Here is a 17,262-nt window from a genome sequence, read left to right as displayed (position 1 = left end):
CATGAAGCCCTCCAACGTGCTGATCCTGCCGGGCTGGCAGAACTCCGGCGCCGGCCACTGGCAGACCCTGTGGGAGCAGCAGCACGGCTGGCACCGCGTGGAGCAGCACGACTGGATGCGCCCGCTGCGTGGCGACTGGAGCGCCCGGCTGGAAGAGACGGTGGTGGACGCCGACGGCCCCGTGGTGCTCGTCGCCCACAGCCTGGGCTGCATCCTCACCGCCTGGTGGGCCGCCCACTCGCGCAACACCCACAAGGTGCAGGGCGCGCTGCTGGTGGCGCCCGGCGACGTGGAGCACCCCGATGTCGCCCCGCTGTTGCCCGGCTGGACGCCCATCGCCCGCCAGACCTTGCCCTTTCCCACCGTGCTGGTGGGTAGCCGGAACGACCCGTATTGCACCTATGAGCGCGTGCAGTCCCTGGCCCAGGCCTGGGGCGCCGAGTTCGTCGACCTGGGCGAGCGCGGCCACATCAACGCCGAATCCGGGCTGGGCGACTGGCCCGCAGGGCTGGCCCTGCTCGCCCCCCTCATGAACACCAAGGACTGAACCATGGCCACCAAGAAACCCAAGGGCCTCGGCCGCGGACTCGAAGCCCTGCTGGGCCCCAAGGTCGCCGAGCCCCGCGCCCAGGACACCGCAGCGCCCGCACAGCCTGCTGGCGCGCCCAGCACGCTGCCGCTGACCGAACTCGTCGCCGGCATCTACCAGCCGCGCACGCGCATGGACGAAGGCGCGCTGTACGAGCTGGCCGAAAGCATCAAGGCCCAGGGCATCATGCAACCTATCCTGGTGCGGCGCCTGGCCGACGGCGAGAACGCCGGCAAGTACGAAATCATCGCCGGCGAGCGCCGCTTCCGCGCGTCCCGTCTGGCCGGCCTGGCCGAGGTGCCGGTGCTGGTGCGCGAGGTGCCCAACGAGGCCGCCGCCGCCATGGCGCTGATCGAGAACATCCAGCGCGAAGACCTGAACCCGCTGGAAGAGGCGCAGGGCCTGGCGCGTTTGGTGAAGGAGTTCGGCCTCACACACGAGCAGGCCGCGCAGGCCGTGGGCCGCTCGCGCAGCGCCGCCAGCAACCTGCTGCGCCTGCTGAACCTGGCCGAGCCGGTGCAGACCATGCTCATGGCCGGCGACATCGACATGGGCCACGCCCGCGCGCTGCTGGCGCTGGACCGCGCCGCGCAGATCACGGCCGGTAACCAGATCGCCGCCAAGAAGCTCTCGGTGCGCGAGGCGGAATCGCTGGTCAAGAAGCTGGGCGCCGAGTTCAGCCTGGTGCCGCAAAAGCCCAAGAAGGAAAAGTCGCGCGACATGAAGCGCGTGGAAGAAGAACTCTCCGACCTGCTCATGGCCGAGGTCGAGGTGCGCGTGAAAAAGCGCGTCAAGCGCAACGGCCGCACGGAAGAAGTGGGCGAGCTGGCCATCCAGTTCGGTTCGCTGGAAGCCCTCAACGGGCTCATCGACCGCCTGCGCGGCGGGGCCTGACGGGCGCCTGCTGCGGCAGCCGTTCCTCTCCAGCCCACCCCCCTGCTGCATCAGTCCGCGTGACTTCGTCTTCGCCTCCGCCGCCGCCGCGTGATGGTGCCGAGGCTGCCGCCCCGGACCGCCGGTGCTCCCGGCTGCCGTGGCCGCTGCCGGCGTTGCTGGCGTGGGCCCTCGCCTGGCTGGTGTTCGCCGGCCTGCAGCGCGGCCTGCAGCTGCCGGCCGTGGCCGCGCTGGCCGTCGCCTGCGCCGTGGGGTCTGCGGCCAGCCTGCTGGGCCAGGGCTGGTGGCGCCGCACGCTGATCGCCGCGGGCTTTCCCCTGTCGGCTGCGCTCACCGGCGCCGCGGGTGCCGTGCCGGCCTGGGCCTGGCTGCTGCCGCTGGCCTTGCTGCTGCTGGTCTACCCCCTGAATGCCTGGCGCGACGCGCCGTTGTTTCCCACGCCGCACGGCGCCCTCGACGGGCTGCACGGCATCGCGCCCCTGCCGGCCGGCGCCGCGGTGCTGGACGCCGGCTGCGGCCTGGGCGACGGCCTCATCGCCCTGCGCCGGGCCTACCCGCAGGCGCGGCTGCACGGGCTGGAATGGAGCTGGCCCTTGCGCGCCCTGTGCGCCCTGCGCTGCCCCTGGGCGCGGGTGCGCCGCGGCGACATCTGGCGCGCCGACTGGAGCAGCTACCAGCTGGTCTACCTGTTCCAGCGCCCGGAGAGCATGGAACGCGCCTTCGCCAAGGCCGCGTACGAGCTGGCGCCGGGTTGCTGGCTGGTCAGCCTGGAGTTTGCCGTGCCCGGCCGCACGGCCGACGCCCGCTGGCAGCTGCCGGGCGGTCGCACCGCCTGGCTCTACCGCATGCCGCAACGGTAGGCCAGGACGGTTCGGCAGCGGTGCCTGCGCTGCATCAGTGCGGAATGGAAACAACTTGCAAGTAGCGCTGTCAACCGTTTCCCCAGCGCTATGATCCGACGCCGCTGGTTGCATCCGGCGCCCTCTGGCAGGGCGCAGGCGAGGCGCTCACCGCGTGGCGGGCCCGCAGACGGCCGTCCCATCCATTCATAGAGAGAGAGGAATCGTTCCATGTCCAAGAAGACCTTGCCCTTGGTGGCTGCCGCTGCCTGCGCCGCCATGCTGCTGTCCGGCTGCGAGACCACCAACATGCGCATGGGCAGTGCGGACGCCAAGACGGTCGCCACGGGCGCCGCCGGCGGTGCCAATGCCGCCAACGAGAACACCCAGCTGGAGAAGTGCTCCAGCCCCATGGGCACCGTCTCCCTGGTCGAGAACCAGGACGCCGGCTGGTACACCATTCTGCGCAACGAATACAAGCTGCCCCCCACCTCCAACCTGCTGCGCCTGCTGATCCAGCAATCCAACTGCTTCATCGTGGTCGAGCGCGGCGCCGCCGGCATGCGCGCCATGGACCGTGAACGCCAGCTGATGGGCTCGGGCGAAATGCGCGGCGGCAGCAACTTCGGCCGCGGCCAGATGGTCGCATCCGACTACGGCCTGTCGCCCGAGATCGTGTTCTCCAACAACGACGCCGGCGGCATCGGCGGCTCGCTGGGCGGCCTGCTGGGCGGGCGCGGCGGCGCAGCCATTGCCGCCATCGGCGGCAGCCTGAAGACGCGCGAAGCCAGCGCCATGCTGACCCTGGTGGACAACCGCTCGGGCGTGCAGGTGTCGGCCTCCGAAGGCAGCGCCTCCAAGAGCGACTTCGCGGGCATGGGCGAGCTGTTCGGCTCCAGCGCAGGCGGCCGCCTGGGCGGCTACCAGAACACCGCGCAAGGCAAGGTGCTGACGGCGGCATTCATGGACGCATACAACCAGATGGTCGTGGCGCTGCGCAACTACAAGGCGCAAAGCGTGCAGGGCCAGGGCCTGGGCGGCGGCGGGCGCCTGACGGTGGACGGCGCGGCGGCCCCATCGCAGACGCGCGCGGGCGCGGCCATGTCCACGCGCGAGGCACAGGAGCGCCTGAACGCGCTGGGCTACGACGTGGGCACGCCCGACGGCTCGGCCGGTCCCCGCACGACCAAGGCGCTGCGCGAGTTCCAGAAGGCGCAGGGCATTCCGCAGACGGGCCGCCTGGACACGGCCACGCAGGGCGCGCTGTCGCGCTGAGCGGCACAGCCTGACGGGCGGGCCCCAGGGCGCGAGCGCCCCGGGCCTGCCCTCGGACTCCCACCGAAACGCGGCCTCCGGGCCGCGTTGCCGTTTCTGCCGGGCCGTTCTGGAGAGGAGGGCGGGGTCCGATGTCGCACTGCCCCGGTGCGGTATCGCCCCGACCGGCCGATCTCGCCCTAGCATGCGCGGCTTTGTCGTTGCGGAGGGCCGCGCACCGGGCGCGGCGCGCACGCTGGAGCCCGTCCCATGCACCTGTCCCTGTCTCTGTCGCCCTGCGGTTCATCCTGGCTGCCCTGGCCCAAGCCGCCTCCGCTACCGTGGCCAGCCCTCTGGGGCTTTCCGCGCGTTGCCGCACCGTCTCCCCTGCGCCCTGCCGAGCTGCGCATCGACGTGGCCCCACCCGCGGCCACGCTCGAAGACGAACTGGCCGCGCTGTACCGCCGCCTGCATACGCCCGGCGACCGCCTGCACGGCATCGACCGCATGCCCCTGTTCACCGACCCCGACCTGGTGGTGCACTACCGCGAGGCCGATGGCGAGTCGTATGTCTACATCGAAGACCTGCGCCGTGGGTGCCTGGCAGGCACCACCGTCTTCAACCGCCTGGTCGAACTGAACCGCCAGGCCGACCGCCACCTGCGCGCGCCGCATTCCCGCTATGCCCCGGCCTACCAGCGCCGCGGCCTGGCCACCGCCGTGTACCGCTGGGCGCTGGACGGCGGCATGTGCCTCATCACCGGCGCCCGCCAGTCGCCGGGGGCCCATGCGCTGTGGGACCGGCTGGCCTGCGAGCACCTGAGCGGCTATGTGCGCGTGCAGGACAAGGCGCTCACCTACCTGGGCCCGGCCGTGTCGCCGCCGGTGCGGGACGCACTGCAGACGCGCCGCTTTCTGCTCGGCCGCCGCTGGACGCTGGCGCGCCTGCAGGCCGCCACCGGCATGCGCTGAGCCACGACGGTGCGGCTTTGAACAGCTTCTTAGAACGTGTTGACGATCCCAGGGGTTGCGCAGCGGTGCGGGCGGGATGCAAGGCGCGGTAGGCAGTGGAGCCCGGCTATCCACCAGCGCCGCAACGCTGCAGACCGCCCGCCCACACCGCTGCCCTTCGGGTTGAAGCGACATCGGGCGATTGGACGCCCCGGCCGCTTGCATGGGCACGAGCCCATGCGGCGCACCCGCAGCCTCCACGCATCCCGATGGCGCTCCAACGCGACCCCTGCGAGATCGTCAACACGTTCTTAGCGGGGCCGGTGCATCAGAAAGCGCTGCTCCGCCCCGATGCCGAAGTAATCCGCCGGCCCGCCCCCCGCGCAGGATGGGCTGGCCCGCCGCCGTGTCGTAGATGCCGTCCACCAGCAGCGTGCGGTCGATGTGTACGCGCACCACCTCGCCCAGCACCAGCCAGGTGGGCACGGCCACGCCGTCCACGCCCTGCAGCTGCAGGATCTGCGTGCAGCGGCATTCGAAGGTGACCGGACTCTCGGCCACGCGGGGCACGGCCACGGCGTCGGAGGGCAGGGCGGTCAGGCCGGCCAGCTGGAACTCGTCCACCTCGGGCGCCACGGCGGCGCAGGTCTGGTTCATGGCCTCGGCCAGCGGGCGCGTGGCCAGGTTCCACACGAACTCGCCCGTCTCCTGCACGTTGCGCAGCGTGTCCTTGGCGCCGATGCTGGCAAAGCCGACGATGGGCGGCGTGTAGTTGAAGGCGTTGAAAAAGCTGTAGGGCGCGAGGTTGACGGCCCCGGCCGCGCTGCGGCTGGCGATCCAGCCGATGGGCCGCGGCCCCACGATCGCGTTGAACGGATCGTGCGGCAGCCCATGGCCGTCGCGCGGCGTGTAGCTGTGGATGGAGGATGGCGACGGGGCGGAGGAAGAGGGGGCGGGCGTGCTCATGGCGCAAAACGATACACCAGGGCGCCAGGATGTGAATTGCTACCAAAATAATAGCTGCATGCGCTTGATATGAAAGGGCTGAGGCCCCATTGGTTTCATAAGAAATGTCTCCCAGCTGCGCTCCGCCCTATACTGCGCCGTGCCATCACCGACGTGCCAGCGCGAATGCCTGGCGGCATCTTGCCAAGTCCTGTCGTTCTGGCTGTGTTCCACCCCTGCCTGCCGAGGTTGTGCGCCATGAATCCCCTGCCTTCGTCTTCCGCCCCTGCCGTGCAGAGCACGGACCCCGTCGCCGTCGCTTCTGTCCAGGCCACGCAGCTGTGGCGCCCGCTGGCCGCTGCGGCCGGCCTGGGCCTGGTGCTGCTGTACGGCGTGGCCTTTGCCGACAGCCCCCTGGCCCACAACGCCGCGCACGACGTGCGCCACGTCACCGTCAAGCCCTGCCACTGAGCCGCATCGGCGCGCCACGCGCAGGAGGACTGTCTGATGGCCTTGTTCCAACGTCTGCTCTGGGCTGCCCTGGCCGCGGCCCTGCTGGTGGGTTCCGTGCAAACCGGGGTGCACCAGCGCTGGGCCGTGCCCATCATCCTGGCGGCAGAGACCTTCGAGGACCAGAAGGCCGAACCGGCCGCCGCGGCCCCGGTGCCTGAAGCCGCCCAGCCCGGCCACAGCGCCCATGCCGCGCACGCCCCCGCGCAGGCGGCCGCCGCAGCCGCCGATGCCCCGGCCCCTGAACCCTGGAGCCCGTCCGATGGCGCGGAGCGCACCTTCTGGACGTGGGTGGCCAACGTGCTGCACGCGCTGAGCATGGCGCTGCTGGTGCTGGCGGTGATGGGCGTGTGGGTCTGGCAGCGGGGCGCCGCGCGTTCGCCGCTGCGCTTGGCCGCGGCCGTGGCTGCCGCCGGCTGGCTCAGCCTCTACCAGTGGCCGGCGCTGGGCCTGCCGGCCGAGATTCCCGGCATGGACGCTGCCCGGCTGGGCTCACGCCAGGGCTGGTGGCTGATGGCGGCCGGCAGTGCTGCCGCGGCCTGCGCAGTACTGGCCTTCGGCAGGCGGGCATGGCGTTTCACACTGGCCGCCGTGCTGCTGGCGGCCCCCTTCGTGTGGGGCGCGCCCCACATCACGGCGGATCCGCTGGCGGGCTTCAGCGGCGAGGCCCACCGCCAGCTGCAGGCGCTGGACGCCCGCTTCCTGCAGGCCACGGCCTGGATCGCCGCCACCTTCTGGGCGTGCATGGCCCTGGCCTGCGCGGTGGTGTTCGGTCGCTGGATCCAGCCGCCGCTTGTCGCTGCGCTGGACACGGGCCTGCCCACAGGCCCCGCCGCGGCGGGCAGCACGCCCTGAGCCGGGCGAGCGGCGCCCGCCATCAAGATCGTCAATTGCTGCGTGCGGGGGGCACCGGTATCGCAGGCGCCTCGGCGCCCGTCGCCGTGCGGGCCTCGGGCAGGTAGGGGTCTTCGTCCGACCCGGTGAAGGTCAGGATCGCGCCCAGCGCCAGCGCTGCGGCGACCACGGCCAGGATGATCCAAGCCGCACGGCGGCGGTCCTGCCCTGGCGGGGCACGGCGGGTGTGTTGCGGCAGGTCGGGCCTGCCGGTGTTGCGGTCGGTGGTGGTGTCCATCATGGGCCTCCATGGCAATCGATGCATCCAGCCTAGGCCGGGCATTGGCCGCACGGCGTCGGACAAAACGTCGGATGCCCGCCCTCCGCCGGACCACAGCGCCGCAGCCATCCGCTCCGCCGGCCGGCTCAGCCTTGCTGCGATCCCAGGAAGCGCGCCGGCGCCTCGCCCACGGCCCGGCGCACCATGGCGCTGAACGCGCTGGGGCTGTTGTAGCCCAGCTCCGCGGCGATCTGGTTGATGGGCCGGCGCCCAGCGGCCAGCGCCACCGCCTTGGCCAGGATCACCTGCTGCCGCCACTGCGTGAAGGTGCTGCCCAGCTCCTGGCGGAACAGGCGCGCCACGGTGCGCGGGCTGGCGCCCGTGTCCTGCGCCCAGTCGGCCAGCGTCTCGTGGCGCGTGGGGTCGGCCAGCACGGCCTCGCACAGGTGGCGCAGGCGCTTGTCCCGCGGCAGGTCCACGCCCAGCTTCACGGCGCTGGCGCGGCGCAGCTCTTCGACGATCAGCGCGCTCAGGTGGCGCTCGCGGCGTAGCGCGTCGGCCGAGAGCGGGGGCGCGGTGTCGTCGGGCGTGGTCGGCATCTCGCGCACCAGCGCGCGCAGCAGGTCCGACACCTCGAGCACGCGGCACTGGCGCCAGGGCGCCTCCTCGGCGCGCGGCACGCCGGGGCCGCAGCGCCCGCGCGCCTGGTGAAAGTACAGGGTGCGCAGATCGGCGTCCTCCACCATGGTCACCGCATGCTCCACGCCGGGCGGAATCCACAGCGCGCGCGACGGCGGCACGATGTACGTGCCCTGCGCCACCGTGAGCCGGATCACGCCCTGCGTGGAGATGGCCACCTGCGCCCACGGGTGGCTGTGCGGCATCACCTGCGTGTCGGCGCGCAGCTGGCGCGTCTTGGCGCGCACCGGCCGGGCGCTGCTGGGCACGAACAGGTGCGGCGTGAGCGAGTCCACGTACGACATCGGCCGCACCGGCCGCAGCTGCGGTGCGCGGCCGGGTCCGGCGATGTTCGCTGGTGTGCTTGGCGGGTTGGCGACAGTCATTGGCCGACTATCGCATATCGGACGCGGATCGCCTCCGTAAGATCACCGCCATGACTTCCCTCAACGACACCGCCGCAGCCTCGTCCGCCCCGCTGCGCCAGGACGCCCGCACCATCGGCCTGATCGGGCTGGCGCACGGCTCCTCGCACTTCTTCCACCTGCTGCTGCCGCCGCTGTTCCCGTTCCTGATCGCGGAGTTCGGCTTCAGCTATTCCGAGCTGGGCCTGCTGGTGTCGGTGTTCTTCGTGATCTCGGGCGTGGGCCAGGCGCTGTCGGGCTTTCTGGTGGACCGCGTGGGCGCGCGGCCCGTGCTGTTCTTCGCGCTGTCGAGCTTCGTGGCCGCCGGCATCGTGGCCAGCACGGCGGGCGGCTATGCGGGCCTGATGGTGGCCGCTGCGCTGGCCGGGCTGGGCAATGCGCCCTTCCACCCGGTGGACTTCACCATCCTCAACAAGCGCGTGTCGCCCCAGCGGCTGGGGCACGGCTTCTCGGTGCACGGCATCTCGGGCAACCTGGGCTGGGCCACGGCACCCGTGTTCATGGCCGGCATCACCGCGGCCACGGGCTCCTGGCGCGTGGCCTGTCTGTGCGGCGGCCTGCTGGCGCTGGTGATCCTGGCCATCATGGTCTGGAATCGCGACGCGCTGGACGATCGGCAGGGCTCCGGTACGGCTGCGGCCGCCAAGGCGGCCCCTACGGCCGCAGGCGGGGCCGAGCACCCCATGGCCTTTCTCAAGCTGCCCTCCGTGTGGCTGTGCTTCTCGTTCTTCTTCTGGACCACCTGCTCGCTCAGCGTGATCCAGAGCTTCGCCAGCCCCACGCTGCAGAAGATGTACGGCCTGCCGCTGTCCGTCACGTCCATGGTGGTCACGGGCTACATGCTGTGCGGCGCCGCCGGCATGGTGGTGGGCGGCTTTCTGGCTGGCCGCGTGGCGCGGCTGGAGCGCACCATCACCGTCTGCCTGCTGGCCACGGCGGCCATGCTGGTGATCGCCGGTACCGGCGTGCTGCCCGGAATGGCGGCCATGGTGCTGGTGGCGCTCGCGGGCGTGGGCACCGGCCTGGCCGGCCCCTCGCGCGACATGCTCATCAAGCGCGCAGCGCCCCCCGGCGCCACCGGCCGCGTCTACGGCACCGTGTATTCGGGGCTGGACCTGGGCTTCTGCGTGGCCGCGCCGGTCTTCGGCGCCATGCTGGATGCGGGCATGACCTCCGGCATCTTCTACGGCTCGGCCGCAGCGCTGGTGCTGGGCGTGGCGTCCGCGGGGGTCGTCGGCATCGGCGTGGCGGCGCGGGCGCGCAGCCAGCGCGCGGCCATGGCCTGATCGGCCGGCTCCGGCGCCGCTCTCTGCGGAGCGGGCCGATGGGTGCCGCAGTGCACTGAGCGTTGCCTATTGGGGGGCCGCCGGCATCTTGGCCGCAGCCGCTGCAGCCGGCTTGTTTGCATGCGCGCTGTGCGGGCCCGGGTGTCGCGCGGCGGCGCCTGCGGGCTCCGAGGCCATGCTGGCCGCCAGCACCTTCTCATAGGCGGAGTGGGTCAGGTGCACCGCGCAGTACTGGTCCAGCTCGGGCTTGACCTTCTCGACCACGCCTTCCTCGAACACCGCGTCCTGGCCGCCCTGCTTGCCGTGGCCCACGGCGAAGTAGATGAACTGCGGCTTCACGGTTTCCTTCATGCCGATGTAGTCCGCACAGGTCGTCTTCACGGCCGGCCTGGCCGGCGCGACCGGCTGACTCGGGGTCTGCGCCATCGCTGCGGTGGCGGTCACGGCGGCGAGGGACAGGGCGGACAGGCTGGCAAGCACTCTCATGGTGTTCTCCTGGACGAAGGGGCGAGCGGCGAAGCGCCCGTGCAATCCGCCAGCGCTCTGCCGTGCGGCGTCTGCATCCGTCAGGGCGCAGGGCGCCACGGCGGGCCGCCGCGGTACCTTGCCGTTGAGGCAGACCGCCGGAGCAGGGCGGTGCGCTTCAGCGGCGGTGCCAGCGTAGGAGCGCCGACTTAAAGGGCGCTTAAAAGAACACCCGGAGGAACCGCGACCTGGTGGAAGGCCTCACCCTCCGCCGCCCACCGGAAAGCCATAGTGCGGCGGCTGCATGACCGGCATGTACGGCCAGCTGGAGCGCGAGGCGATCGCCCGCCGGGCCTGCGCGCACTGTTCCTCGGTGAGAAAGACACCGGCCAGGTCGTTATCGCCGTACAGCGCATAGAAGCGGTACGGCGACCCCTCCAGGTTCGCGTTCACGAGCGCAAACAGCGCCACCGCCGCACGGGCCCAGTCCTCGCCGCTGTCCAGGCCCGGGCCGTACACGGCAAACCGGTGCGGGCCGGCGCGCACGGCATAGGCGCCGGTGTCGTCGTCCACCTCCTCGTGCACCGCCAGCGGTGACGCCGCGTAGCGCTGGAGCTGGGGCAGCACCTCGGCATACGCGGCCGCAATGCCCTGCTCCGCCAGCCGCTCGGCATCGAGCGGGATGAGCTGGTCGTAGTCGATCGGGTCCGTGTCCTGGACGGCAGGCGCGGGGGCCTTGGCCGGTGCGGAGCCGAGGAATGCAAGCAGCTGGCGAAGAGGGCGCATGGCGGACTAGGGGCGGTGGATGGGGGGACGATACCGGTCGAACGACCTGTGGATCAAGCCCCGCTGCCGTGGCCGCCGTGGCTACAGGCCGGCGCAGGCGATGGGCGGCACCATGGCCGCATCCACCCGGCGGCCTGCCGCGTCCGGCTGCAGGAGCACCCGCTCGATGCAGGTCGCCAGCACGGCACCGTGCCGGTTGCGGCTGCAATCGATCGCCGGTGCCTGGCTGGTGGTGTCGCACCGGAAGCCATCGCGCTCCAGGCGGTCGACGGCGGTGGAGACCGGCATGCCCGCCCTGGCCAGCCGCTCGACCTGTGCGGACAGGCGCGCGGCGTCCGGCGTGTAGCAGGCGCTGAGCGGCAGGGCGAGCAGCAGGCAGGCTGCGCGGGCCATCGCCACCTTGCGGCACCGCGTTCCTTCGGGGCCCGGGCTCACCGGTTCTCCAGCCCGCGCTGGGCGCGCTGTTTGCGGATGTCCTGCGCGTTCGCCAGGATGGAATCACGCAGCCCGGCCAGGCCGCTGCGCGTTTCCTGCCACGCCTTCTCATGGGTCTGCTGCGATGTCACGGCGTTGCCGTGCGCGGCATCCCAGGCCAGGGCCTGGTCGATGGACGCCGCCCAATCCTGCGGCGAGCCGCCGGCCCATTCGTTCAGTGTCTGGCCGATGGTGGAGTTCAGCGAGGCCATGATGCCCGCCTCGCGGTCCGGTGGCCGCGCCGGCTGTGCTGCGAGGAGAAAGCGGAACCGCATCTGGCCCGCGTAGAACCACATCACCGCTTCATTCCTGCGCTGCTCCTGCGCGAACAAGCGCTTGGCGTAGGCATAGAGTACGGCCGGATGCGAGTCCGGCAGGTTGGCCTCGACCTCGGTGATCGGGAGGGCGAGGACCTCGTCCGTGCTGAGTGGCCGGGCATGGCAGAGCGTCGCTCCCAGGAGCAAGGACACGGCGATGGCAAAAGCTTTCATGGGATGGCCCGGGAACGTGTGGCGCCCGGCTCGGCGTATCGGCGGCGGGCCGGCACGGCCCACCACACCAGGTTGAACGGGGGGTGCCCGCCGCTGTGTCATAGGAACACCTTTGCGACCAGCTGGGCCCACGCGGCCTGGGAGTCGGTCGCTGATGCAAACACCCGTACCTCCGCCTTCCCAAAAGGCCTCTCGCATGCGATGCATTCCAGGGTGGCGTCCTGGAACGTGAAGATGTAGTGAACGAGATGCGCCAGGAAGGTGTCTTTGTCATGTCGTGGGTGCACCGCGTTGCGCTTCTCGAGTTCCTCGATCCAAGAGGAGTGCTCCACGCGGTGGACCTGATAGCGCTGGAGGCCCAACCGCGCCAGCGGGTGGCCCCCGAGCGCCTCGTCGTTGGGCGAGCCGAACTGAAAAGCGAGTACCAAGGGAAACTGGATGAGCGCGACGGCATCATCCCGGGTGGTGTACTGCAGGACCAACTGCGTCTCCGAAGCGAGCACGCGTGCTTCAGAACATGTGCCAGGCTGGGGCCAGTGATCGAGAACCTGAGCGGTGGGCGGCGGCATGCGATCCTTGGATGTGGAACAGAAACGGCCAGAGGAGAGCCACTGTCGGATCGGAAACATTACGCGCTGGCGTCAGGCCGTGGCACCATCACAGCGCGAAGATCTTCCCCGGATTCAGGATGTTCTTCGGGTCCAGCGCCCGCTTGATGGCGCGCATCATGTCCACCGCGCCGTCGCCCGTTTCCTGCAGCAGGAAGTCCATCTTGTGGATGCCCACGCCGTGTTCGCCAGTGCAGGTGCCGCCCATGTCCAGCGCGCGCGCCACCAGGCTGTGGCTCAGGGCCTCGCCCTTGGCGCGCTCGTCGGCGTCGTCGGGGTCGATCAGGTAGCCGAAGTGGAAGTTGCCGTCGCCCACGTGGCCGACGAGGAAGTAGGGGATGCCGCTGGCATCCGCCTCGGCCACCGAGTCGAGCAGACAGTCGGCCAGGCGGCTGATGGGCACGCAGGTGTCGGTGGTGATGCAGCGGCAGCCCGGGCGGCTTTGCACGCCGGCGAAGTAGGCGTTGTGCCGCGCGGTCCACAGGCGGGTGCGCTCCTCGGGCGTGGTGGCCCATTCGAAGGCATTGCCCCCGAACTCACCCGCGATGTCCTGCACCGTCTCCGCCTGCTCCTTCACGCTGGCGGGCGAGCCGTGGAACTCCATCAGCAGCAGCGGCTCCTCGCGCAGGCCGAGCTTGCTGTGGGCGTTGACCAGGCGCACGGTCTGCGCGTCGATGAGTTCCACGCGCGCGATCGGCACGCCCAGCTGGATGGTCTGGATCACCGTGCGCACGGCGGCCTCGATGCTCGGGAACGAGCAGATGGCGGCGCTCACGGCCTCAGGCAGCGGGTACAGGCGCACGGTGGCTTCGGTGATGAGGCCCAGCGTGCCTTCGCTGCCCACGATGAGCCGTGTGAGGTCGTAGCCCGCAGCGCTCTTCTTGGCGCGCGTGCCGGTACGGATGATGTCGCCGCTGGCCGTCACCACTTCCAGGGCCAGCACGTTCTCGCGCATGGTGCCGTAGCGCACGGCGTTGGTACCGCTGGCGCGCGTGGCGCACATGCCGCCGATGCTGGCGTCCGCGCCCGGGTCGATGGGGAAGAACAGGCCCGTGTCCTTGATCGCCTCGTTGAGCTGCTTGCGCGTGATGCCGGGCTGCACGGTGACGGTGAGGTCGTCCGCATCCACGCGCAGCACGCGGTTCATGCGGCCCACATCGATGCTGATGCCGCCCTGCACGGCCAGCAGGTGGCCTTCGAGCGACGAGCCGGCGCCGTAGGGAATCACGGGCACCTCCCATTGCGCGGCCAGCTTCACGGCGTCGGCCACGTCCTGCGTGGTCTCGGCGAACACCACGGCCGAGGGCGGGGGCGCCTGGATCGAGCCCTCGTCGCGGCCGTGCTGCTCGCGCACCGCCAGCGCGGTGGAGCACTGCTCGCCGAAGCGCGCCCGCAGGGCATCGATGAAGGCATCGGGCACGGGGCGCAGCGGCGCGCCGGGCAGCAGATGGGCAGGGGTGGCGGGGGCGTTCATGGGGGTGTCTCCTGGCAATCGCGGGGGGTCGTTGGATTGTAGGGATCGGTGCTTCGCCACGGCGGCGCCAGGGGCGTCAGGCAGGCTCGCCGCTCACGCCTGCGGCGTCACATGGTCCGCAAAGCGCTGGGCTGCGGCGGGTAGGTCGGCAAAGCTGCGGGCATACAGGTTGAGTTCGCGGTCGGCCCAGGCATCGGTCAGCGCGACGGCGTGCAGCGTGGTGGCCTCGCCCAGCGCACGGAAGGCGCCCGCGGGCATCACGCCCAGGCCCAGGCCGCTCTCCACCATGCGGCACAGGGCGCTCAGGCTGTCCACCTCCATGCGGCGGCCCAGCACGCGCCGCGTGGCGCGTGCCTCCTGCGCCAGCGCCTGCTGCACGGTGCTGCTGTCGCGCAGGCCGATCTGCGGGTAGGCCAGGGCGCGTTCGTAGGCCACCTTGCGCAGGCGCGCCAGCGCGTGGCCGCGCGGCACCACCAGCACCAGCTGCTCGCGCCGGTAGGGGCGGGCCTGCAGGCCCAGCACCTCGTCGCTCGCTCCGCAGATGCCGATATCGGCCGTGCCCTCGCGCACGGCCTGCGCCACCGCGCGGCTGGCGGCCTGGCGCAGGTCAATGCGGATGTCGGCGTGCCGCTGCATGAAGCCGGCGATCTCGGCCGGCAGGAACTGCTCCACCACCGAAGCGCTGGCGCACACCGTCACGTGGCCGCGCACGCCCTGCGCGAACTCGCCCAGATCGGCATGCAGATGTTCCACGGCCAGCAGGATGGCGTGCGCGTGCTGCAGCAGCTGCTGGCCTGCGGGCGTGGGCCGCGCGCCGCGGGCATGACGCGCCAGCAGCGGGGCCTGCGCCAGCGCTTCCAGCTCGGCGATGCGCTTGCTCACGGCGGACGCGGCCATCTGCCCGCGCTCGGCGGCGCGGGCGATGCTGCCGGTCTCGCACACCAGCATGAAGAGGTCGAGCGAGCCCAGGTCGAGCTGGCGCAGAAAGCTGCGGGGGGAAATCAGGCGGGACATGGATGCGGAGGAGGGCAGAAGAGGAGGCAACGGCGAGCCATCGCGTTTGGGAACGGCTGCCGGAGATTTTTGCACTTCTCTGCCGCCGGAGCGCGGCCTACGATGCATCGCTTGCTTTTGGCAGGCTCTGCAATGATCTTTTCTCCCCAAGATGCCGCGCGCATGGCGCGGGCCCTGGTGGCCACCGATGCGGTGCGCATCGCCGGCGACACGCCTTTCTTCTATACCTCTGGCTGGGCCAGCCCGGTTTACGTGGACGCCCACGCCCTGCTGTCCGATGTGGCCTGGCGCACCGAGCTGATGGATGCGGCCGCGCGCTCCGTAGCGCTGCTCGTGGCCGAGCGTGGACTCGCCGCCGTGGTGGGCTCCGAGAGCTCCGGCATCGCGTTCGCCGCGTGGCTGGCCGACCGGCTGGGCCTGCCCATGCTGTACCTGCGCAAGCGCCCCATCGGCTGGGGTGTGCAGGCCCAGCTGCAGGGACGGCTGCCGCGCAGCACCGACGGCCTGCCGGCCCGGGTGCTGCTTGTGGACGATGTGACCACCGACGGCCGCTCCAAGATGGCCGCCGCCCAAGCGCTGCGCCAGGTGGGCGTGGACGTGGCCGACGCCCTGGTGCTGTTCGACTACGCCATCTACCCCGACACGCCGCAGCGCCTGGCGCAGCAGCAGTTGCAGCTGCACGCGCTGGCCTCGTGGGCGCAGCTGCACGTGGCCTTGCTGGAAGCGGGGCGCCTGAGCGCCTCGCAGGCGCAGACGCTGGCGGAGTTCACCGCGTCGCCCACGCAGTGGTCGCTGGCCCATGGTGGTACGGGCGGCACAGGTGCCAGTCCGGTCGGAGGTGCGGCATGAGCGCGGTCATGGAACCCCTGGCCACCGCCGCCTGGCGCTCCCAGGCCGATGCGCTGCTGCGCGAGGTGGCTGACGCCACCCGCGATGGCCCCGGCATCACGCGGGAAAGTTATGGCCCGGGCGAAGACGCGGCGCTGCGCCTGCTGGAGCGCCACGCCGCCGCGCTGGGGCTGGCCTGCGAATACGACCGCGCCCGCAATCTGTGGATGCGTCTGCCCGAGGACGCGCGGACCGATCCGGTGGTGGTGATCGGCTCGCATGTGGATTCCGTGCCGCAGGGCGGCAACTACGACGGCCTGGCCGGTGTGGTGGCGGGCATGCTGGTGCTGTCCGCTCTGCGGGGCCGCCACGGCGATGCGCCCCCCGTGCGCGTGCTGGCCCTGCGCGGCGAGGAAAGCGCCTGGTATGGGCGTGCCTACATGGGCTCCATGGCGCTGCTGGGCCGTTTGCCTGCCGCGGCGCTGCAGCTGCCGCACCGCGCCGGCGCAGAGCACGGCACGCTGGCCGATGCCCTGGCGCGCTGCGGCGCCGACCTGGTGGCGATCGCGCAGGGCACGCCGCTGCTGCCCTGCGCCGTGGCCGCGTACCTGGAGCTGCACATCGAGCAGGGCCCGGTGATGGTGGCGCGCGGCTGGCCGGTGGCGGCGGTGACGGGCATCCGCGGCAACGTGCGCCACAACCGGGTGCGCTGCCTGGGCGAGACCGGGCACTCCGGCGCCGTGCCACGCTGGCTGCGCAAGGATGCGGTGCTGGCCGTGTCGCAGCTGCTGTCGCGCATGGACGAGCACTGGCGCGTGCTGCTGCAGATGGGCATGGACCTGGTGATGACCAGCGGCATCTGCACCACGCCCGCGCAGTCGCATGCGGTCTCGGTCATTCCGGGCGAGGTGCAGTTCAGCTTCGAGGCGCGCAGCCAGGATGCGGCCACGCTGGAGCGCTTCCACGCGCTGATGCAGGACGAATGCCGTGCCATTGCGGCGGAGCGGGGCGTGCGCTTCGAGTTCGACGACCGGCTGTACACCGCCCCCGCGACCATGGACGAAGCGTGGATCCAGCGCTTCGAGGCCGTGGCCGAGCGGGCGGGGCAGACGCTGGAGCGCATTCCCAGCGGCGCGGGGCACGACGCCGCCGTCTTCGCGGCCGCTGGCATTCCGGCGGCCATGCTCTTCGTGCGCAATGCCCACGGCTCGCACAACCCGCAGGAGGCGATGGACATCGGCGACTTCCTGCAGGGCACGGAGTGGCTGGCGCAGGGGCTGCTGGCGGCCTGAGAGCCTGTTTACGATCTCACAGGGGATCGCGTTGGAGCGCAATCGGGATGAGTGGATGCTCCGGGTGCGCCGCATGGGCTCGTGCCCATGCAAGCAGCCGGGGCGTCCAATCGCCCGATTTCGCTCCAACCCTTCGGGCAGCGGTCTTTGCGGGCGGTCTGCGGCGTTGCGGCGCTGGTGGATAGCCGGGCTATCCACTGCGCACCGCGCCTAGCATCCCATCCCGCAAAGACCGCTGCGCGACCCCTGGAAGATCGTAAACAGGCTCTGAGCGCGCTCACCCGTTTCGGAGCCGGCGTGCACGGACGCCGTGCGCGCCTCGCCAAGTTGGTGCCGCCCGCCGCC

General features: G+C 71.4%; 19 protein-coding genes and 1 pseudogene. 10 read left to right on the top strand and 10 right to left on the bottom strand.

Annotated elements, in window-relative coordinates; all coding sequences use genetic code 11:
• Position 1 precedes the first annotated feature (1 nt).
• The 5 genes from QE399_RS06245 to QE399_RS06225 all read left to right on the top strand — a co-directional run bounded on the left by QE399_RS06245 (position 2) and on the right by QE399_RS06225 (position 4,548).
• The gene (locus QE399_RS06245) at positions 2-547 is read left to right on the top strand and encodes an RBBP9/YdeN family alpha/beta hydrolase (RefSeq protein WP_309827135.1); all 546 of its coding nucleotides are present in this window, start codon (positions 2-4) and stop codon (positions 545-547) included.
• Between the two features lie 3 nt (positions 548-550).
• The gene (locus tag QE399_RS06240) at positions 551-1,483 is read left to right on the top strand and encodes a ParB/RepB/Spo0J family partition protein (protein ID WP_309827133.1); all 933 of its coding nucleotides are present in this window, start codon (positions 551-553) and stop codon (positions 1,481-1,483) included.
• Between the two features lie 134 nt (positions 1,484-1,617).
• The gene (locus QE399_RS06235; protein WP_309831955.1) at positions 1,618-2,343 is read left to right on the top strand and encodes a class I SAM-dependent methyltransferase; all 726 of its coding nucleotides are present in this window, start codon (positions 1,618-1,620) and stop codon (positions 2,341-2,343) included.
• 210 nt (positions 2,344-2,553) lie between these two features.
• Entirely contained in the window at positions 2,554-3,597 is a 1,044-nt protein-coding gene (locus QE399_RS06230) for a peptidoglycan-binding protein (RefSeq protein WP_309827132.1), read from the top strand.
• A gap of 255 nt (positions 3,598-3,852) precedes the next feature.
• Entirely contained in the window at positions 3,853-4,548 is a 696-nt protein-coding gene (locus tag QE399_RS06225) for an N-acetyltransferase (protein WP_309831953.1), read from the top strand.
• A 290-nt stretch (positions 4,549-4,838) separates the two neighbouring features.
• Here the strand turns inward: QE399_RS06225 and QE399_RS06220 are convergent.
• A pseudogene (locus tag QE399_RS06220) lies at positions 4,839-5,493 on the bottom strand (flavin reductase family protein).
• Positions 5,494-5,730: 237 nt separating this feature from the next.
• Here QE399_RS06220 and QE399_RS06215 point away from each other — a divergent pair.
• Positions 5,731-5,943 (top strand): CbtB domain-containing protein, encoded by a 213-nt coding sequence (locus tag QE399_RS06215; protein WP_309827130.1) that lies wholly within the window; start codon positions 5,731-5,733, stop codon positions 5,941-5,943.
• Positions 5,944-5,979: 36 nt separating this feature from the next.
• Positions 5,980-6,837 carry a CbtA family protein gene (locus tag QE399_RS06210; RefSeq protein WP_309827127.1) on the top strand — a complete coding sequence of 286 codons (858 nt, stop codon included), beginning with the start codon at positions 5,980-5,982 and terminating at the stop codon, positions 6,835-6,837.
• 31 nt (positions 6,838-6,868) lie between these two features.
• On the opposite strand, the gene QE399_RS06205 is transcribed toward QE399_RS06210, so the two are convergent.
• Complete coding sequence (locus tag QE399_RS06205; RefSeq protein WP_309827125.1) at positions 6,869-7,117, bottom strand: hypothetical protein; 249 nt, start codon at positions 7,115-7,117, stop codon at positions 6,869-6,871.
• Positions 7,118-7,242: 125 nt separating this feature from the next.
• Complete coding sequence (locus tag QE399_RS06200) at positions 7,243-8,160, bottom strand: AraC family transcriptional regulator (RefSeq protein ID WP_405043273.1); 918 nt, start codon at positions 8,158-8,160, stop codon at positions 7,243-7,245.
• A 50-nt stretch (positions 8,161-8,210) separates the two neighbouring features.
• Between QE399_RS06200 and QE399_RS06195 the strand changes: the two genes are divergently transcribed.
• On the top strand, positions 8,211-9,485 hold the full coding sequence (locus QE399_RS06195; protein WP_309827121.1) for an MFS transporter: 1,275 nt from the start codon (positions 8,211-8,213) through the stop codon (positions 9,483-9,485).
• Between the two features lie 66 nt (positions 9,486-9,551).
• On the opposite strand, the gene QE399_RS06190 is transcribed toward QE399_RS06195, so the two are convergent.
• From QE399_RS06190 to QE399_RS06160, 7 genes are all read right to left on the bottom strand, one after another.
• Positions 9,552-9,971 carry an HdeA/HdeB family chaperone gene (locus QE399_RS06190; RefSeq protein WP_309827120.1) on the bottom strand — a complete coding sequence of 140 codons (420 nt, stop codon included), beginning with the start codon at positions 9,969-9,971 and terminating at the stop codon, positions 9,552-9,554.
• 240 nt (positions 9,972-10,211) lie between these two features.
• Complete coding sequence (locus QE399_RS06185; protein ID WP_309827119.1) at positions 10,212-10,736, bottom strand: hypothetical protein; 525 nt, start codon at positions 10,734-10,736, stop codon at positions 10,212-10,214.
• Between the two features lie 81 nt (positions 10,737-10,817).
• Entirely contained in the window at positions 10,818-11,171 is a 354-nt protein-coding gene (locus QE399_RS06180) for a hypothetical protein (RefSeq protein ID WP_309827117.1), read from the bottom strand.
• The gene (locus QE399_RS06175) at positions 11,168-11,701 is read right to left on the bottom strand and encodes a hypothetical protein (RefSeq protein WP_309827115.1); all 534 of its coding nucleotides are present in this window, start codon (positions 11,699-11,701) and stop codon (positions 11,168-11,170) included. The genes QE399_RS06180 and QE399_RS06175 overlap by 4 nt, the downstream gene beginning before the upstream one ends.
• Positions 11,702-11,799: 98 nt before the next feature.
• A complete protein-coding gene (locus tag QE399_RS06170) occupies positions 11,800-12,270 on the bottom strand; it encodes a hypothetical protein (RefSeq protein ID WP_309827113.1) in 471 nt (156 codons plus the stop codon).
• Between the two features lie 88 nt (positions 12,271-12,358).
• The gene (locus tag QE399_RS06165) at positions 12,359-13,783 is read right to left on the bottom strand and encodes an FAD-binding oxidoreductase (RefSeq protein WP_309827111.1); all 1,425 of its coding nucleotides are present in this window, start codon (positions 13,781-13,783) and stop codon (positions 12,359-12,361) included.
• A 93-nt stretch (positions 13,784-13,876) separates the two neighbouring features.
• Positions 13,877-14,797: a LysR family transcriptional regulator gene (locus QE399_RS06160; RefSeq protein WP_309827109.1), complete on the bottom strand. Its 921-nt coding sequence runs from the start codon at positions 14,795-14,797 to the stop codon at positions 13,877-13,879.
• A gap of 132 nt (positions 14,798-14,929) precedes the next feature.
• On the opposite strand from QE399_RS06160, the gene QE399_RS06155 reads away from it, so the two are divergent.
• Both QE399_RS06155 and QE399_RS06150 read left to right on the top strand, forming a co-directional pair.
• Complete coding sequence (locus QE399_RS06155) at positions 14,930-15,646, top strand: orotate phosphoribosyltransferase (protein WP_309827107.1); 717 nt, start codon at positions 14,930-14,932, stop codon at positions 15,644-15,646.
• Positions 15,643-16,917, top strand: coding sequence for a hydantoinase/carbamoylase family amidase (locus tag QE399_RS06150; RefSeq protein ID WP_309827105.1), 1,275 nt, complete (start codon positions 15,643-15,645; stop codon positions 16,915-16,917). The genes QE399_RS06155 and QE399_RS06150 overlap by 4 nt, the downstream gene beginning before the upstream one ends.
• The last annotated feature ends 345 nt before the right edge of the window (positions 16,918-17,262 follow it).

This window comes from Paracidovorax wautersii, from assembly GCF_031453675.1.
Lineage (GTDB): Bacteria > Pseudomonadota > Gammaproteobacteria > Burkholderiales > Burkholderiaceae_C > Paracidovorax.
The sequence above is the reverse complement of the archived record's forward strand: the minus strand, read 5'-3'. Positions and strand labels throughout refer to the sequence as shown.

Excerpts from the sequence above, each read along its gene's own strand:
- QE399_RS06205 (WP_309827125.1), bottom strand. The coding sequence starts at position 7,117 with ATGATGGACACCACCACCGACCGCAACACCGGCAGGCCCGACCTGCCG.
- QE399_RS06215 (WP_309827130.1), top strand. The coding sequence starts at position 5,731 with ATGAATCCCCTGCCTTCGTCTTCCGCCCCTGCCGTGCAGAGCACGGAC.
- QE399_RS06210 (WP_309827127.1), top strand. The coding sequence starts at position 5,980 with ATGGCCTTGTTCCAACGTCTGCTCTGGGCTGCCCTGGCCGCGGCCCTG.
- QE399_RS06245 (WP_309827135.1), top strand. The coding sequence starts at position 2 with ATGAAGCCCTCCAACGTGCTGATCCTGCCGGGCTGGCAGAACTCCGGC.
- QE399_RS06240 (WP_309827133.1), top strand. The coding sequence starts at position 551 with ATGGCCACCAAGAAACCCAAGGGCCTCGGCCGCGGACTCGAAGCCCTG.
- QE399_RS06160 (WP_309827109.1), bottom strand. The coding sequence starts at position 14,797 with ATGTCCCGCCTGATTTCCCCCCGCAGCTTTCTGCGCCAGCTCGACCTG.
- QE399_RS06155 (WP_309827107.1), top strand. The coding sequence starts at position 14,930 with ATGATCTTTTCTCCCCAAGATGCCGCGCGCATGGCGCGGGCCCTGGTG.
- QE399_RS06185 (WP_309827119.1), bottom strand. The coding sequence starts at position 10,736 with ATGCGCCCTCTTCGCCAGCTGCTTGCATTCCTCGGCTCCGCACCGGCC.
- QE399_RS06230 (WP_309827132.1), top strand. The coding sequence starts at position 2,554 with ATGTCCAAGAAGACCTTGCCCTTGGTGGCTGCCGCTGCCTGCGCCGCC.
- QE399_RS06175 (WP_309827115.1), bottom strand. The coding sequence starts at position 11,701 with ATGAAAGCTTTTGCCATCGCCGTGTCCTTGCTCCTGGGAGCGACGCTC.
- QE399_RS06190 (WP_309827120.1), bottom strand. The coding sequence starts at position 9,971 with ATGAGAGTGCTTGCCAGCCTGTCCGCCCTGTCCCTCGCCGCCGTGACC.
- QE399_RS06170 (WP_309827113.1), bottom strand. The coding sequence starts at position 12,270 with ATGCCGCCGCCCACCGCTCAGGTTCTCGATCACTGGCCCCAGCCTGGC.
- QE399_RS06195 (WP_309827121.1), top strand. The coding sequence starts at position 8,211 with ATGACTTCCCTCAACGACACCGCCGCAGCCTCGTCCGCCCCGCTGCGC.
- QE399_RS06150 (WP_309827105.1), top strand. The coding sequence starts at position 15,643 with ATGAGCGCGGTCATGGAACCCCTGGCCACCGCCGCCTGGCGCTCCCAG.
- QE399_RS06200 (WP_405043273.1), bottom strand. The coding sequence starts at position 8,160 with ATGACTGTCGCCAACCCGCCAAGCACACCAGCGAACATCGCCGGACCC.
- QE399_RS06165 (WP_309827111.1), bottom strand. The coding sequence starts at position 13,783 with ATGAACGCCCCCGCCACCCCTGCCCATCTGCTGCCCGGCGCGCCGCTG.